Source organism: Curtobacterium sp. AC273 (genome assembly GCF_979253735.1).
On the sequence record NZ_CEEDDU010000009.1, the window covers coordinates 470,511 to 484,914 of the forward strand.

The 14,404-nt window shown below is 72.4% G+C and carries 17 protein-coding genes and 5 pseudogenes; 10 read left to right on the forward strand and 12 right to left on the reverse strand.

The features are described from left to right. Positions 1–77: 77 nt before the first annotated feature. The 3 genes and pseudogenes from ACZ8AI_RS17690 to ACZ8AI_RS17700 form a co-directional block, all read right to left on the reverse strand. The gene (locus ACZ8AI_RS17690) at positions 78–824 is read right to left on the reverse strand and encodes an ABC transporter ATP-binding protein (RefSeq protein ID WP_464859263.1); all 747 of its coding nucleotides are present in this window, start codon (positions 822–824) and stop codon (positions 78–80) included. A gap of 23 nt (positions 825–847) precedes the next feature. Next, positions 848–991 (reverse strand): annotated as a pseudogene (locus ACZ8AI_RS17695) (ATP-binding cassette domain-containing protein); the annotation flags it as partial. Positions 992–1,080: 89 nt separating this feature from the next. Then, entirely contained in the window at positions 1,081–1,242 is a 162-nt protein-coding gene (locus tag ACZ8AI_RS17700) for a hypothetical protein (protein WP_464859204.1), read from the reverse strand. 331 nt (positions 1,243–1,573) lie between these two features. Between ACZ8AI_RS17700 and ACZ8AI_RS17705 the strand changes: the two genes are divergently transcribed. Together ACZ8AI_RS17705 and ACZ8AI_RS17710 are read left to right on the forward strand one after the other, a co-directional pair. Next, positions 1,574–2,281 (forward strand): TetR/AcrR family transcriptional regulator, encoded by a 708-nt coding sequence (locus ACZ8AI_RS17705; protein WP_464859205.1) that lies wholly within the window; start codon positions 1,574–1,576, stop codon positions 2,279–2,281. 42 nt (positions 2,282–2,323) lie between these two features. After that, complete coding sequence (locus ACZ8AI_RS17710; RefSeq protein WP_464859206.1) at positions 2,324–2,551, forward strand: DUF2795 domain-containing protein; 228 nt, start codon at positions 2,324–2,326, stop codon at positions 2,549–2,551. A gap of 19 nt (positions 2,552–2,570) precedes the next feature. Here the strand turns inward: ACZ8AI_RS17710 and ACZ8AI_RS17715 are convergent, their stop codons facing one another. The 4 genes and pseudogenes from ACZ8AI_RS17715 to ACZ8AI_RS17730 form a co-directional block, all read right to left on the reverse strand. Next, on the reverse strand, positions 2,571–3,320 hold the full coding sequence (locus ACZ8AI_RS17715; protein WP_464859207.1) for a threonine/serine exporter family protein: 750 nt from the start codon (positions 3,318–3,320) through the stop codon (positions 2,571–2,573). Positions 3,321–3,489: 169 nt separating this feature from the next. Next, a pseudogene (locus tag ACZ8AI_RS17720) lies at positions 3,490–3,732 on the reverse strand (threonine/serine exporter family protein); the annotation flags it as partial. A gap of 144 nt (positions 3,733–3,876) precedes the next feature. Continuing rightward, a complete protein-coding gene (locus ACZ8AI_RS17725; RefSeq protein WP_464859208.1) occupies positions 3,877–4,080 on the reverse strand; it encodes a hypothetical protein in 204 nt (67 codons plus the stop codon). A 141-nt stretch (positions 4,081–4,221) separates the two neighbouring features. Then, a pseudogene (locus tag ACZ8AI_RS17730) lies at positions 4,222–4,641 on the reverse strand (OsmC family peroxiredoxin); the annotation flags it as partial. Between the two features lie 422 nt (positions 4,642–5,063). Between ACZ8AI_RS17730 and ACZ8AI_RS17735 the strand changes: the two are divergent. Beyond that, on the forward strand, positions 5,064–6,041 hold the full coding sequence (locus ACZ8AI_RS17735; protein ID WP_464859264.1) for a zinc-binding dehydrogenase: 978 nt from the start codon (positions 5,064–5,066) through the stop codon (positions 6,039–6,041). Positions 6,042–6,392: 351 nt separating this feature from the next. On the opposite strand, the gene ACZ8AI_RS17740 is transcribed toward ACZ8AI_RS17735, so the two are convergent. From ACZ8AI_RS17740 to ACZ8AI_RS17755, 4 genes and pseudogenes are all read right to left on the reverse strand, one after another. Next, complete coding sequence (locus tag ACZ8AI_RS17740) at positions 6,393–6,629, reverse strand: hypothetical protein (protein ID WP_464859209.1); 237 nt, start codon at positions 6,627–6,629, stop codon at positions 6,393–6,395. Beyond that, positions 6,607–6,906 carry a gamma-glutamyltransferase gene (locus ACZ8AI_RS17745; RefSeq protein ID WP_464859210.1) on the reverse strand — a complete coding sequence of 100 codons (300 nt, stop codon included), beginning with the start codon at positions 6,904–6,906 and terminating at the stop codon, positions 6,607–6,609. Before ACZ8AI_RS17745 ends, ACZ8AI_RS17740 begins: the two co-directional genes overlap by 23 nt. 352 nt (positions 6,907–7,258) lie before the next feature. Beyond that, on the reverse strand, positions 7,259–7,987 hold the full coding sequence (locus ACZ8AI_RS17750; RefSeq protein WP_464859281.1) for a hypothetical protein: 729 nt from the start codon (positions 7,985–7,987) through the stop codon (positions 7,259–7,261). A 16-nt stretch (positions 7,988–8,003) separates the two neighbouring features. Next, positions 8,004–8,351: pseudogene (locus ACZ8AI_RS17755) on the reverse strand (gamma-glutamyltransferase); the annotation flags it as partial. A gap of 500 nt (positions 8,352–8,851) precedes the next feature. On the opposite strand from ACZ8AI_RS17755, the gene ACZ8AI_RS17760 reads away from it, so the two are divergent. The 5 genes from ACZ8AI_RS17760 (at position 8,852) to ACZ8AI_RS17780 (ending at position 12,192) form a co-directional block, all read left to right on the forward strand. Further along, on the forward strand, positions 8,852–9,178 hold the full coding sequence (locus ACZ8AI_RS17760; protein ID WP_464859211.1) for an SRPBCC family protein: 327 nt from the start codon (positions 8,852–8,854) through the stop codon (positions 9,176–9,178). 475 nt (positions 9,179–9,653) lie between these two features. Next, positions 9,654–10,667: a M23 family metallopeptidase gene (locus ACZ8AI_RS17765; RefSeq protein ID WP_464859212.1), complete on the forward strand. Its 1,014-nt coding sequence runs from the start codon at positions 9,654–9,656 to the stop codon at positions 10,665–10,667. Positions 10,668–10,700: 33 nt separating this feature from the next. Further along, complete coding sequence (locus ACZ8AI_RS17770) at positions 10,701–11,324, forward strand: sulfite exporter TauE/SafE family protein (RefSeq protein WP_464859213.1); 624 nt, start codon at positions 10,701–10,703, stop codon at positions 11,322–11,324. Next, positions 11,303–11,908, forward strand: coding sequence for a hypothetical protein (locus tag ACZ8AI_RS17775; RefSeq protein WP_464859214.1), 606 nt, complete (start codon positions 11,303–11,305; stop codon positions 11,906–11,908). The genes ACZ8AI_RS17770 and ACZ8AI_RS17775 overlap by 22 nt, the downstream gene beginning before the upstream one ends. Then, positions 11,887–12,192 carry a DNA alkylation repair protein gene (locus ACZ8AI_RS17780; RefSeq protein ID WP_464859215.1) on the forward strand — a complete coding sequence of 102 codons (306 nt, stop codon included), beginning with the start codon at positions 11,887–11,889 and terminating at the stop codon, positions 12,190–12,192. Before ACZ8AI_RS17775 ends, ACZ8AI_RS17780 begins: the two co-directional genes overlap by 22 nt. A 49-nt stretch (positions 12,193–12,241) precedes the next feature. Here the strand turns inward: ACZ8AI_RS17780 and ACZ8AI_RS17785 are convergent, their stop codons facing one another. Beyond that, the gene (locus ACZ8AI_RS17785) at positions 12,242–12,613 is read right to left on the reverse strand and encodes a nuclear transport factor 2 family protein (protein ID WP_464859216.1); all 372 of its coding nucleotides are present in this window, start codon (positions 12,611–12,613) and stop codon (positions 12,242–12,244) included. Positions 12,614–12,646: 33 nt separating this feature from the next. Here ACZ8AI_RS17785 and ACZ8AI_RS17790 point away from each other — a divergent pair, with 33 nt between their 5' ends. Next, positions 12,647–13,633 (forward strand): phosphotransferase, encoded by a 987-nt coding sequence (locus tag ACZ8AI_RS17790; protein ID WP_464859217.1) that lies wholly within the window; start codon positions 12,647–12,649, stop codon positions 13,631–13,633. Positions 13,634–13,683: 50 nt separating this feature from the next. Continuing rightward, positions 13,684–14,331 (forward strand): annotated as a pseudogene (locus ACZ8AI_RS17795) (alcohol dehydrogenase catalytic domain-containing protein); the annotation flags it as partial. Positions 14,332–14,404 lie beyond the last annotated feature (73 nt).

Genomic DNA, 14,404 nt, shown 5'->3' on the forward strand with positions numbered 1-14,404 from the left:
GGCTGCCTGCGTCGAGCCGCACGCGGTCAGGCCGAGGGCAGCGGTGGCGGCGATGGCGGTGGCGGCGAGGAGTCGTCTCATGAGCTGGCGTGGAGCCTTTCGATGGTGTGGTGCGCGCCGGTGTCCGACGCGGTCCGGGTGTGGTGCCGGCCGATCGCGCGGGTGCGCAGGCGTCCGGTGGAGGGGTCGTGGTCGACGTCGATGCGGATGCCGTAGACATCGGTCAGGCGGTCCGACACGAGGACCTCCTCGGGGGAGCCGTCGGCGACGACCACCCCGGCGCGGAGCAGGACGACGCGGTCGGCGACGGCGGCGGCCTGGTCGAGGTCGTGCAGGACCACGCCGACGGCGATGCCCCGCTCGTCCGCGAGGTCGCGGACCAGGTCGAGCAGCTCCACCTGGTAGCGGAGGTCGAGGTACGTGGTCGGTTCGTCGAGCAGCAGGACGCCGGTCTCCTGCGCCAGGCAGCTGGCCAGCCAGACGCGCTGGAGCTGGCCGCCGGAGAGCTCGTCGGCGGGGCGTTCGGCGAGCGGCGTGAGCCCGGTGACGTCGAGGGCGTGCGCGACGGCCGCGGCGCCGTCCGGGTCCTGCCCGCCGAAGCGCGAGCGGTACGGGTAGCGGCCGAAGGCCACGAGGTCACGGACACGCAGCCCGCCCGGGACCGGCCGGCCCTGGGTGAGCAGGGCGACCTGGCGGGCGAAGGCCTTCGGGGAGAGCGCGAGGCCGTCGAGGTCGTCGCCGCGGTCGGCGCGCCCGGCGTCGGTGTCGGTGCCGGTGCCGGTACGGGGGTGTCGGCCACGCCCCGCAGGGTCACGTCGCCGGATCGGGGGGCCTGGAGGCGCGCGATGGTCCGCAGCAGGGTGGACTTCCCGGAGCCGTTCGGTCCGACCAGTGCGGTCACCTTCCCGGCGACGAGCTCCAGCGAGGCGGCGTGCACGACGGGCTCGCCGTGGTAGCCCACGGTGACGGAACGCGCATCCAGATCGACCACGAGGTAAGGGTAGCCTCACCTTGCCTCGATTCCCTAACGCGTGACGGGATTCCGGAGGCGGGGGATCGTCGGGACCGCTGCGGACCGTTTCAGCAGGGGCGTTGCAGGTGCGGGGCGAGCCCTTCGAGCAGTTCGCGGGCGGACAGCGCCGCGGCCAGCTCGACCTCGACGGGGTTGATCCCGACCGCCCGTTCGAACTCGCGCCGACGCGCCTGGTCGGCGATCGGGACCTCGGGACGCTGCGGCAGCACGGCGATCGCGCGCGCTGCGGGCGTCGAAGGCCCCGACCGGACGGCCCAGCTGTTCCCACATCGTGCGGACGTCGTGTGCGACCTGGTCGGGGTCGCCGCCGAACTCGAACCCGGCCGAGGCCATGGTCGCGAGTCCCTGCGCGGTGGGGTCGTTCGGGGTCATCCCGGCATCGTCTCACGGATCGCCGCGATTGTCCTGCGAAGTCGCGCTTGTCCCCCGACATGCCGACACCCGGACCGGGGATGATGGTGGCCCCCGATCTCCACTTGGATGGACCTGCCCCCAAGAGGGGCGACGCGGACAGGACGTCCGGGACCGACGGAGGGCACGATGCTCGAACACACCAGCGCGGACACGCACGCGGCAGCCGCCGCCGCCGCCACCCTGCACCTGCGGATCACGATCGTCGGTGCCACCGTCGACCTGCTGCGGGACGTCCCCTTCCACGAGGCCCACGCCGCGCTCGTCGCCGAGCGCCTCGGCATCCCGGTCGAGGAACTCCACCAGCACTTCCCGTGGTGGGACGGCCTGGTGCTCGCCGCCGTCGACCGCTGGAACGGCGGCCGGATGGACGAGGTCACGCGCGAGGTCGGGGACGGCTCGACCGTGCAGCTCCTCCGCGCCATCGTCGCGTCGAACGCCGAGGACCCGGCGCTCATGCGGCCTGTCGCGCTGCTGTCGGTCGCCGGCAACCCGCAGCACCCGATGGCGACCTACCTCCGGCTCCCGGTACCAGCTCTTCTACGCGCAGATCAAGCGCGGCCTCGAGCACGACGTCGCGGTCGGCCGTGCCCCGCACACGATGGACCCCCGCCGCGGTGCCGAGCAGCTGATCGCCCTCTACGAGGGGGTTGCAGTTGCAGGCGCTCCTGCGCTCGGACCTCGACCTCGTGCCGGCGTTCGACCGTGCGGTCGCGCGGCTCGAGCGCGGCTGGATGGAGCGGTACGAGCCCCAGGCCGCACGCCGCCTGTCCACCTGGGGCGACGGCGGCTGGGAACTCTGACCCGATCGCGTCGCCGCTCGGGCGTCGCCGCTGATCCGCTGCGCGCGGTGGCCGGACCGGCTCGGAGGACACCGGCGTGCTCGGTGGGTCTCCGACGGAAGGACCGACATGGCATCAGCGGAACCCGATCCAGGTCCAGAAGTACCTCAGTGGCATCGACTACCCGGCCTCGAAGGAGGACATCGTCGCCACCGCCGAGAAGGAGGGTGCCGAGGGCGAGGTCCTCGACGCCCTGAAGAACATCCCCGACGGCGAGTACGACGCCCCGACCGCGGTGTCGAGCGCCGTCTCCGACGCGGGCTGACCCCGGCGCCGGGACCGCGTCAGCGCGCTCGCGTGCCCCGCGGGGTCGAGCCGTTGCCCGGGTCGTAGCCCGAGTCGCGGATGACCGGGATCGCGGTGGTGTCGTTGTGCACCGAGTGCACGACGACCCGCCGCGACCGGCGCAGCGCACGACGAGCACCCGGCGTGGCCACGAGCCCGCCGAGCACGAGTCCCGCCCCGATCCCCAGCGCGACCGACACGGCGGTGACGAAGCCGAGCGCGGCGCTCGAGGACCCGGACATGAAGTTCAGCAGGGCGTTGGACACCGCGACCCCGGGCAGCAGGGCGCCGCAGAACGCCGGCACCGCGATCGCCGCGACGGCCGTCCGCATCCGTGCCGCGGCGATCGTCGACAGCACGCCGAGGAGCACCGCCGCCAGGAACGTCGCCCCGAGCAGCGGCAGCCCGGCCCCTCGCAGGCCCCGGAGCGCAGCGCCGGCGGCTACGGAGAACACGACGGCCACCGGGATCACCCGGGCGCTGGCCTGCTGCACGAAGCAGTTCGCCGCGGCCGACACGACGGTCAGCGCGAGGGAGGCCCAGAGCGGCAGCACCGGCAGGACGATGCCGGACGGGTCCACCTCGATGTGCAGCCACTTCGTCAGGGCGATGCCGGCGGGCACCCCGACCACGATGGCCGCGATGACGAGCCCGATGTAGAAGGCCCGAGCGACCGCCATCGCGCGGAACCCGGAGATCGCGTCCTGCGCCCACGTCACGAGCGACGGGTGCGGCAGCAGGAGCACCACGAGCGCGGCCACCATCGTCGCCGCCTGGCCGGGGTGCAGCACGCCGGCCCAGATCGCGAGCGTGCCGATGGCCGACGCGACCGCTCCCTGGGCGCCGGAGACGAAGAACTGGGGGAAGCCCCCGACCGGTCAGCCAGCGGCCGGACAGGATGATGCCGAGCATGAGCACGAACGCGCCGAGGCCGGCACGCCACCCACCGCCGGCCTGCATCGCGATCGAGATGCCGAGGATCGACAGGCCGACGTCCGCCAGCCAGGTCGGCCAGCGCGGCGGGAGCCGGAGGACCGCCACCAGCGCGCTCACGGCGGAGGTCATGTCCCGCTCGTCGTGCACCAGGTCGTCGACGATCTGGTTCGCCCGCGCCAGACGGTCGAGGTCGGACCCGTCCGACTGCACGGTGCGGACCTTCACCAGGGGTGGGGTGTCCGACGGCGCGTACTGGATCGTGACCGAGCTGCCGGAGAAGTCGAGGTCGAGCGGGGCGAGGTGTCCACTTCGTGGACACGGCGACCACGGCGGTCTCGACGCTGCGGGTGTCGGCCCCGGAGGCGAGCATCACCTCGGCGAGGTCGAGGCAGAAGTCGACGATCTGCACCGGTGAGTACTGCTCGCGCGGCGCGGGTGTCCGGCGAGACGTCCTCGTAGATCGTGCCGCGGACGTGCGCGGGCGTCGCGGATGTCGTGCTGTGCGAGGTTGCGGACGCGGGGCCGGTGGGGTCGCCCCGGTCGCGGCGCACCGGGGAGGAACTGCTCGGCCATCCCGCCATGGTGCCAGTCGCGGTCTCCACGTCACCAGGACGCTGACTGGAGGCCCGTGGCGGCGTCGCCTCGGGCCTCCAGTCCGTCGGGTGGTGCGGTCTCCCGCCCTGGTCCGTTACTGCTCGAACGTCGCGTTGCAGGCGTGATGTCGACGCCGGTGAGCGCCTTGCTGACGGGGCAGGTGGCCTTGGCCTCGTCGGCGGCCTTGAGGAAGGCTGCCTCGTCGATGCCGGAGACCTCGCCGGTGACGGTGAGGACGATGCCGGTGAGCTTGAAGCCGCCGGCGCTGTCCGGGCCGAAGCGAGACGTCGGCCTTGACGTCGAGGGCCTCGACCGTGCCGCCGGCCTCGCCGAGGACCGCCGAGAACTGCGTGGCGTAGCAGGCGGAGTGCGCTGCGGCTATGGAGTTCCTCGGGGCTGGTGGTGCCACCGGCGTCGTCGGCGGCGCGCTTCGGGAACGAGACGTCGTAGGTGCCGACCTTCGAGCTGGAGAGTTCGACCTGGCCGGAGCCGTCGTTGAGGGCCGCCGTTCCAGGCGGTTCGTGCGGTGCGCGTGGGCAGCGCCGCTCCTTTCGTGTGGGGAATCGGTCCCGAGTCGGGACCATCGCGTCCGAGTCAAGTCGAGAACGGACGTTCTCGTCACGGAGAAACTCTCGGGGAAGACGCAGGATCGGGCGTACTGAGTGGATTCGGGCGTACATGGTGGATTCGGGCGTGATACCGGGTCGAATGTTCCGACCAGGTGTGCCCGATTCCGCCTTCCATCGCGGGCGTTGTGGGAAGAATCGGTGAGGCGGGCGACAGGTGTTGTTGAGGGCAACAGGTGTAGCGTGAGTGGGAATCAAAGGAGAGACACATGCGTGCCGTCGTGTTCGAGCAGTACCAGACCTTCCCGTCCTGACGGAGGTCCGAAGCCCACACACCAGGGCCGGGAGGTGCTCCTCAAGGTCGCCGGCGCCGGTGCCTGCCACTCCGACGTCGCCGTGTACCGCGAGTTCCAGCAGGGACAGCCAGGCGCGCAGGCCCGTCCTTCGTGCTCGGGCACGAGAACCTCCGGCTGGGTCGAGGCGGTCGGCGACGGCGTCACCGGGTTCACGGAGGGCGATGCGTACCTGGTCTACGGGCCGGTCGGCTGCGGCCACTGCTCGTACTGCTCCAAGGGGACAGGACACCTACTGCGAGAATCGCCGCGACGAACCCCTACGCGGGCATCGGGCTCGGCCGTGACGTGGCGGCATGGCGGAGTACGTGAGCGTCCCCGCCCGGAACCTCGTGCCGCTCGGCGACGCCGACCCCGTGGCGGCCGCACCCCTCAGCGACGCGGCCCTCACGCCGTACCACGCGATCAAGAACGCCCTGCCGAACCTGGCCGGGGGCGGGCGCTTCGCGCTCGTCGTCGGGCTCGGCGGCCTCGGCCAGATCGCCGTCCAGATCCTCACGGCGCTCACCGGCGCGACGGTCATCGCGACGGACGTGAAGCAGGACGCATGGACCGCGCCGCCGAACGCGGCGCGGTCACCGTGCCCGGCGGCCCCGACCAGGTGCTGGCGGCGATCCGCGAGATCACCGGAGGGCGTGGCGTGGACGCGGCGTTCGACTTCGTCGGTGCCACGCCCACCATCACGGCAGCGCAGGCGTCGATGGCCGTCGGCGGGCGGTGCACGGTGGTCGGCATCGCCGGTGTGGACCACGGAGTGGAACTTCTTCTCCACGCCCTACGAGTCGACCATCACGAACACGTACCGGGGCACCATCGAGGACCTGCACGAGGTCGTCGCGATGTACCGCGCCGGGCAGATCGGTCCTGGACGTCGAGACGGTACTCGCCGTCCGGCGGCGCTCGAGGGCGTACCGGAAGCTCGAGGCCGGTGAGCTCTCGGGCCGAGCGGTCGTCGTCCCGACCCTGTGAGATCGGTTCGGTAACGGTTCCCTCCCGCTCGCGGGCCTCGGGGCTATCGTGAGCCCACGGGGTAACGTATGCGCCGGGCAAGGAGGGGACCATGACCGGGAACGTCTGACCACACCGAGGCCGTCGCCTCGTCCCCGGACCGCTGACAGCGAGGGCGGCGCCGTCACGATGGGGCTGCCGTACGACGCACCGGAGCACGGCGCGGGCGCCTCGGACGGCCGACCCGCAACGCGGCCTCGGCCTCGTCTGGCGCGTCGTGGCGTCACTCGTGCTCGCCGCCGCTCGGGGTCAACGCCGTCGTGCGGTCGATCCCGCTGTGGCAGAGCGCGAACTGTCGACCCCGCGAGCGGTGCCTGGGTCGGAGCGCGCTCGCGCTGCTCGTCCTGGCCGGGCTCGCCCTGGCCTACCCGGGGTCGTCAACGTGCTCCGGCTCGTCCGCACGGCGCGACTCCGGCGTCAGCGCCCCACGGCGTAGCCCTGCGCGCCGCGGGAGTTCGCCGCGGCTGCCGACCACGCCGGTCGCCGGGTCCCGCGTCACGCACGACAACCGGCCGAGTGACCAGTCGCCGGCGCGGGTGACGACGTGGCCGCGGGTCTCGGGTCCGGCGATGACGTCGTCACCGAGCCGGTCCTCGACCACGAGTCCCGCCGGCTCCCATGTGCGGGGCCAGAACGAGCCGGGGAACGAGGTCGTGTGTGCAGCGCTTCGGCGCGTCGATCGCCTGCTGCGGCGAGTACCCGCCGACGATCCAGCGCAGCAGGAAGAGCAGCTGCCACTGGTCCTGCTGGTCGCCGCCGGGCGAACCGAGTGCGGCGACGGGGACTCCGTCGCGGAGCACGAGCGTCGGGGTCAGGGGTCGTGGGGCCGCTCTCGGGGGCGGAGCGTCGACGCGGTGCCCTCCTCGAGCCAAGGTCATCTGCAGGCGGGTACCCAGGCAGAACCCGAGCTCCGGGATCGTCGGCGAGGACTGCAGCCAGAAAGCCGCCGGACGGCGTCGCGCTGACGATGTTGCCCCAGCCGGTCGACGACGTCGATGTGGACTGTGTCGCCACGGGTCTCACCGTTCGGCGCGACGAAGGGTTCGCCGCGGTCCTCCACCGGCGCAGGCCGGTGGCACCTCCGAGCGGCGGGCGACCTGGACGGTCGGCTCCCCGACGCCCTGGCCACCGACCGCACCGGCCGCTTCGGCCTCGGCCTGGTGCGGACCGAGGGCATGGCGTGCGCGACGCCGCCGACGGTGCCGGAGGCGGAGCTCCGCGGACGCGTGGTCACCGATCATCGCACTGGCGCTCGTCGGAGTAGGCGTCGGAGAGCAGGACGTCGAGGGGGACGTCGCCGTCGCCGTAGAACGCCTCGCGGTCGGCGAGGGCGAGCTTCTGCGCCTCGACGATCGTGTGCGCGCCGACCTCGGTGGAGGGGTCGAGCAGCGCGTCGTCGAGCGGCTCGAGCAGGCGGAGGGTCTGCAGGGAGCGCCGGGCCCTGCCGCCATGGCTCCGGTCTTCTCGCGATGGTGCAGCCGCGGAACTCGGCGGTCGTCGTGGGACTCGTACGTCGCCTCGGACTGCTACCGATGGTCGGTCTTCCCGGATCACCCCGGCGTGGTCGGTGCCCGACGAGTGCCGGTGCGGTTGCTGCACGAAGTGCTCGACCGCCTGGGCGACGAGCCCGTCCGGCCCACCTCGCTCCAGGCTGCGGTCGATCCGTCCGGTCCGGCTGCCGGCGTCGTCGCCGGCGGCGACCAAGCGGTCGAGGGACCGAGGCCAGGCGCCTCGTTCCGGACGATGTCCCCCGGGACCGGCACCGCGCCTCCAGGCAGCCACTGCGGTGGCGGAGGTGGGCCAGTGGTCGCGGAACAGGTCGGCGACGGCGGTGATCCGTGCGGATCCACGGCGGGTGCGACCGGGTGACCGTCGCGTACGTCCGATCGCCGAGGCGAGCACGTCCGCGAGTTCCCGTGCCGTGGTCGCGGAGCAGCAGGAGCCACGCGTCCACCGCACCGGGGACGGTGGCGGCGAGGGCGCCGGAGCCGGGCACGAGGTGGAGCCCCGAACGGTAGTGCTCCGGGGTCGCGCCTGCCGGTGCCGGCCCCTGCCCGACGAGGACGACCGGCGTCGGGTCGTCCGCCGTCGCGAACACGGCGGTCAGGTCGCCGCCGGGGCCGTTCAGGTGCGGTTCGACGACGTGCAGGACGAATGCCTCCGCGACCGCGGCGTCGAACGCGTTCCTGCCCCGTTCGAGCATCGGACTGTGCGATGGCCGTGGCGATCCAGTGCGTCGAGGCGGCCATCCCGAAGATCCCCCGGAGGTCGGGGCGGGTGGTGCGGGGGCGGGCGGGACGAAGGCGGGGTTCGGCGTCGGCATGGTCCCATCTTGCGCGTTCTGCCGACCGGGTCCACACTGAACGCATCGGTTAAGTAACCGGACAGTTCATCAGAGGAGGCCGCCGTGGAGCCCGACGACATCGACGCCGTCCTGTCGGCCCTGGCCGATCCGATCCGCCGTCGCATCGTCGAACGACTGGGGAAGGGCGAGGTGACCGTCACCGACCTGTCCGCACCGTTCGACGTCAGCGGTCCCGCGATCTCGCGCACCTCGGGATCCCCGAGCGCGCCGGGCTCATCACGCGCGAACGGCACGGCACCTTGGCGCACGTGCCGGCTCCGGCCGGAGGCCGTCGCCGAGCTCGGCGTCTGGCTCGGCGGGCTCCGGCCCGACTGGGACCGCCGGTTCGACAGCCTGGAGGCAGTGCCGCCACCCGACACGACCTCACCCCCGCCACGCATCACCACCACCACCAGGAGCAGTCATGAACGACCAGTTCACCGCCCACGCCACGCACCGGTTCGCAATTTTCGTCGCGGATGTACCGCGCCTTCGTCGACCCCGCCCTGCTCGCGCTCTGGTTCGGGCCGCTCGGCTTCCACGTCCTGCACGCCACGGTCGAGGTCGACGCCCGTGTCGGCGGTGCTCTGAACCTCACCATGGTGAGCAACGACAACCCCGAGTGGGCGTCGCCCGTGACGTCGACCTTGCAGGAGATCGAGGAGAACCGGGTCATCGTCGGGACCCAGGTGGCGAACGGGATCCCCGGGATCGAGGACGGCACGCCGCTGTCCCTCACCCTCGAGTTCGCCGAGGACGGCGACGGCACTGCCGTGACGCTGACCCAGGCCCCTTCCCCGAGGTGATGCGCGACATGAACATCGCCGGTTGGACGCAGTCGTTCCACAAGCTCGAGGCGCTGCTCGGCGCACCGAAGGAGTTCTTCCGGATGCCGTGACACGCCGGCTTGCCCCCGGAACTGGGGTTCACCCCGCCAGTCAAGGGGTTGTGTCACTTCCCTGAAAAGGTGACCATCGTTCGGCGGCGCGTATCGGGCGTGTCGCCGTACGGTCGCGCAGGGGCGTGACCGCCACCCGGATCGCCTTCCCTGCGATCCCAGCTCAGGGAATCATGCGCAGCACCTCGTCGTCCACGGCACGCCCGCCCAGTCCGCGCTCGGCTCGTCGCGGCAGTCGTCGCACTCGCCGCCGTCGCCGCGGGGCTCGTCGGCACCGCCGCTCCGGCCACCGCCGCTTGATCGTCTACATGGCACTGTCCCAGCCGGGGCGACGCCTGGCCCGGTGACTGGTCACGTCGAACAACGGACAGTTCCAGCTCGTCATGCAGGCGACGGCAACCTTCGTCGAGTACGGCATCGGCCGCAAGGTCCTCTGGTCCTCGAACACCTCGGGCAAGCCCGGCGCGTTCGCCCAGGTCCGCGCGCACGCTCGGGTGATCGTCCACAACAACGTGCGGGTCGCACTCTGGGGCGGTGCCGGTCAGGTCGGCCGCAACTTCGTCCGTCCGATCGGCACCATAAAGATGATCAACACCAACTACAGCGTCGTCAGCCTCACCTACCAGGACACCGTCGGAGCCGGGAACGTCATCCTGCCCGGCACGGTCCTGCGGTCCGACCGCACCAACTCGCAAGTGCACGCCGACCATGCGCGCGGACGGTGTGCTCGTGCAGTCCGTCGACGGCAAGCAGATCTGGGCCTCGAAGACGGGCGGCAACAAGAACGCGTACGCCTCGGTGCAGCCGGACGGCAACTTCGTCATCTACAGCGCGGCGCGCAAGGCGCTCTGGGCCACCGGCAACTTCGGCACCCCGGCCAGCTCCTCGCGGGCTCGACGGCAACGTCGCGCTCTACGGCAAGAAGGACACCCCGCGTCTGGTCCACCCGCGCGGTCACCGGTTCGCCCTGGCCCGTCGCCAGCACCCGGATCTCCGGCAAGTACGGCGACGACCGTGGCGCCGGGCACGTCCCGCGCTACCACCAGGGCACCGACTCCGCGGTGGGCACCGGCACGCCCGTGTACGCCTCGGGCACCGGGACGGTCACGAGCGCCGTCGCGAACAACCCCTCGTACGGCAACTACGTCATCGTGACCTACGGCATGGCCACCGTGCTCACCGCCCACCTCAGCAAGATCGAGGTCAAGAAGGGCAGATCGTGGGGAAGGGCAACGAGATCGCGCGCGGTCCGGCAACATCGGGCAGTCGACGGGCCCGCACGTGCACGTCGAGGTCCGGCAGGGTGGCACGCTGGTCGACCCGCTCAAGGTGCTGCACTCGGTGACCCAGCCCGACGACTTCGCGGCGGGGGCACCGGCGGACGACTCTGCTCGTGAGGCGCGGCGGGCACGGCGGCTAGCCTGGTGGCGATGGAGAAGCGTCGCGGACAGGTCCTCGTGCTGGTGGCGATCGGGATCGTCGCCGGCGTGCTCTCCGGCCTGTTCGGGGTCGGCGGCGGCGTGATCGTGGTCCCCGCGCTGATGGCGTTCCTCCACCTCGACCAGCGCCGGGCATCGGCGACGTCGCTCGTGGCGATCGCGCCCGCGGCCGTCGTCGGTGTGATCACCTACGCCGTGCAGGGCGAGGTGCACTGGCTCGCGGCGCTGACGCTGGCGGTGGGCAGCGTGGTGGGCGCCCGGATCGGGGCGCGGCTGCTGCGTGCCCTGCCGCTCCGGGTCCTGCCGTGGATCTTCGTCGGGTTCATCGCCGTCGTGCTCGTCTCGCTCGGGGTCGCTCACCGTCCCGACCCGTGGCGGGGACGCACTTCGGCGTCGTCGAGGCGACGTGTTCGCTGTTTCGGCCGCTCTCGGGCGTGCTGTCCGGGCTCGTGGGTGTGGGCGGCGGGTCGTCATCGTGCCCGCCTTCGAGGTCGTCCTCGGCGCGGGCGACCTGCTCGCGAAGGGCACGTCGCTCCTCACGATGGTGCCGACGTCGGTGTCCGGCACGGTCGCGAACCCTCCGTCGACGTGCGGTGGACCTGCGCGTCGGGCTGACGGTCGGCATCACCGCGGCGATCTGCTCCCCGGGCGGGGCCGTGATCGCGCGGGGCAAGCTCGACCCGCGCGGTGGCGACGTGGCTCTTCGCCGGCTTCCTCGCCGTCGTTGCGGTCATCGTCCTGGTGCGCGGTCGCCTGGGCCCACCGGAACGAGGCGACCGCCGGGGAGGTCGCGTGACACCCCGCAGCGGACAGCGACGCCGAAGCGCTTCCGCGGCCTTCGCCTCGACCTCCGGCGATGCCCGCGGCTCCGCCGGGGTCGCCCGGCAGTTCGCCGGTCTCGACGATGTGGAGCGCTCCGCGCTGCTCTGGAGCGAGGACCTGGTGCGCGACTCGTCGCGGTGCTGCTGCTCGTCCAGGCGATGCGGGAGCGTCCGGACCCGGAGCTGACCGACGAGTACGTGTCCGTGGCGAAGGCCGAACGGTTCGAGGGACACGGCGCTGGTCGACCTGGCTGCCGAGGAACTCGTGGGCGCACCGCTCGAGGGCGGTCTGACGGGCCCGCTGTTCGCGCTCGTGAAGTCCGACGTGGCGCGAGCTGGTGCGGCGGATCGCGGTGGTGGCGACGCTGGCGTTCGTGAAGCAGGGCGACGCCGAGGTGCCGCTCGCCATCGCCGGTCGACTCGTGCGGGAGCGCAGCGAGACGGTGCAGTCCGCGCTCGGGTGGGTGCTGCGCGAGACCGGCAAGCGTGCGTCGGAGCCGGCGCTCATCGCGTTCCTCGAGCGCAGCGGTCGCTTCCTGACCCTGGCCGGCGCCGCGCGCACGGCGACCGGCCTGCCGCTGGCCGAACGGGACCGGCTGCGCGACTGGACGCGGCACCGACGTCACGCGTGCAGCGACAGATCACGCGCTCGCCGCGCGTGATCTGTCGCTCAGCGCGCGAAAAGTCACGCGCCCCGCGGACCCCGCGCAACTAGACCGCGCTCGCCTCGTCCGGCTCCGCCAGCACCGTCGTCAGGGCGACGACGACGCCGTCGCGGACCTCGATCACGTCGATGCCCCCCGCACGGGCGACCCCGACCGGGCCGAACCCCACGCGAGCGCCCTGCGTCGCGGAGACGTAGCGGCGGCCCTCCTCGACGAACTGGAAGCCGGCGGGCACCGACCCGAGGAGCCCGGCGGCCTTCTGCTCGAGGGCGTCCCACCCGACGACGGTGCCCTCGGGGTCGGTGAACGACACGTCGGACGAGTAGGTGCGCTCGATCGCAGCGCGGCGGGAAGCGGCGTCGGTGTTGCCGAAGACGTGCTCGAGGTTCGCGGAGAGGAGCTCGGAGACGGTGGCCATGCGCGGAGCCTACCTGGGCCCATGCACACCGAGGTGCCCTCCATCGACGACGCGCTGGTCCGCCTCGGCTCGTCGCGTCGTGTCCCGGAGTGGACGTCCCTGCCGGTGCGCGAGGTCGACCACCAGGGCTGGGACAACCGCACCTTCCGCCTCGGCGACGAGCTGGCCGTCCGGTCGCCGAGCGCCGACGGCAATGTGCCCGCGGTCGAGAAGGAACAGGACGTGCTGCCGTGCCTCGCGGGCCGGCTCGACGTCGCGGTGCCGGAGGCGGTCGGGCTCGGGGAACCGGGGCGCGGCTACCCGTTCCCGTGGTCGGTCCGACGGTGGCTCGACGGAACCGTCGCCGAGCGCGCGGCAGACCTCGACACCGAGCGCTTCGCCGCCGAGGTCGGCGCCGTCCTTCTTCGGCGGCTCCTGGGCGTCCCGGCCGCCGGGGACCAAGTAGCGGGCGCGCACTCGTTCCAGCGCGGAGCGCACCTGTCGGTGTACGCCGCCGAGGTCAAGTCGCAGTACTCTGACGCGCTCGGCGGCAGGGTCGACCGCGCGGCCTGCGAGCGAGTCTGGGACGCAGCCACCGCGACGGCGTGGACCGGCCGGCGGTCTGGTTCCACGGCGACGTCGCGCCGGGCAACCTGCTCAGTCGACGAGGATCGGGCCGGCTCGTGCGCTCATCGACTTCGGCACGTGCGGCGTCGGCGACCCGGCATGCGACCTGGTGCTCGCGTGGACGTTCCTGGCGGGCGACGCCCGGAAGGCGCGTTCCACGAGGCGGTCGAACTCGACGCCGACACCTGGGCACGAGCACGGGGCTGGGCGCCTGGAAGTCGCTCATCATGCTGGCCGGCAGCGCCGGCCCCGGCGATCGCGCGGGCCACGAGCGGGTGCTCGCGTCCGTCCTCGCGGACCCGGTCGCGTGAGCGGTCGCGGCGGCCTGGAGGCGCGGATCACCGCCGCCACGGACCGCGCGGGGGACCCGCGGCTGGGAACGCGCCACGGGGCGGGGCGTACCGACGAGGGTGACGTAGTCGTGCCTCCCGGCCGGCTCGAAGCGACCACGAGAGGAACGCGACGTGCGCGCACTGACCTGGCAGGGCACCGAGAAGGTGTCCGTCGAGACCGTCCCCGACCCGACCATCCAGGAGCCGACGGACGCGATCGTCCGCATCACCTCCACGGCGATCTGCGGCTCCGACCTGCACCTGTACGGGGTGCTCGGCCCGTACATCGACCGGGGCGACGTGCTCGGGCACGAGCCGATGGGCGTCGTCGAGGAGGTCGGCGGCGGCGTCACGAACCTGAAGGTCGGCGACCGCGTCGTCATCCCGTTCAACATCTCCTGCGGCCACTGCTGGATGTGCCAGCACGGCCTGCAGTCGCAGTGCGAGACGACCCAGGTGACGGAGTACGGCACCGGGGCGTCGCTGTTCGGCTACACGAAGATGTACGGCCAGGTCCCCGGCGGCCAGGCCGAGTACCTCCGTGTGCCGCACGCCGACTACGGCCCCATCGTGGTGCCGGACGACGGCACCCCCGACGACCGCTGGCTGTTCCTCAGCGACATCCTGCCGACCGCGTGGCAGGCCGTGCAGTACGCGAACGTGCCCGATGGCGGCACGCTCGCCGTGCTCGGGCTCGGCCCGGTCGGCCAGTTCGCCGCCCGGATCGGCAAGCACCTCGGCTACCGGGTCCTCGCCGTCGACGCCGGCATGAAGCGGCGCACGAAAAACGCGAAAGCGTTTCACGATAAATGCGAAAACGGTTAAACACCTGCACCGTAACTGAACGAAGTAC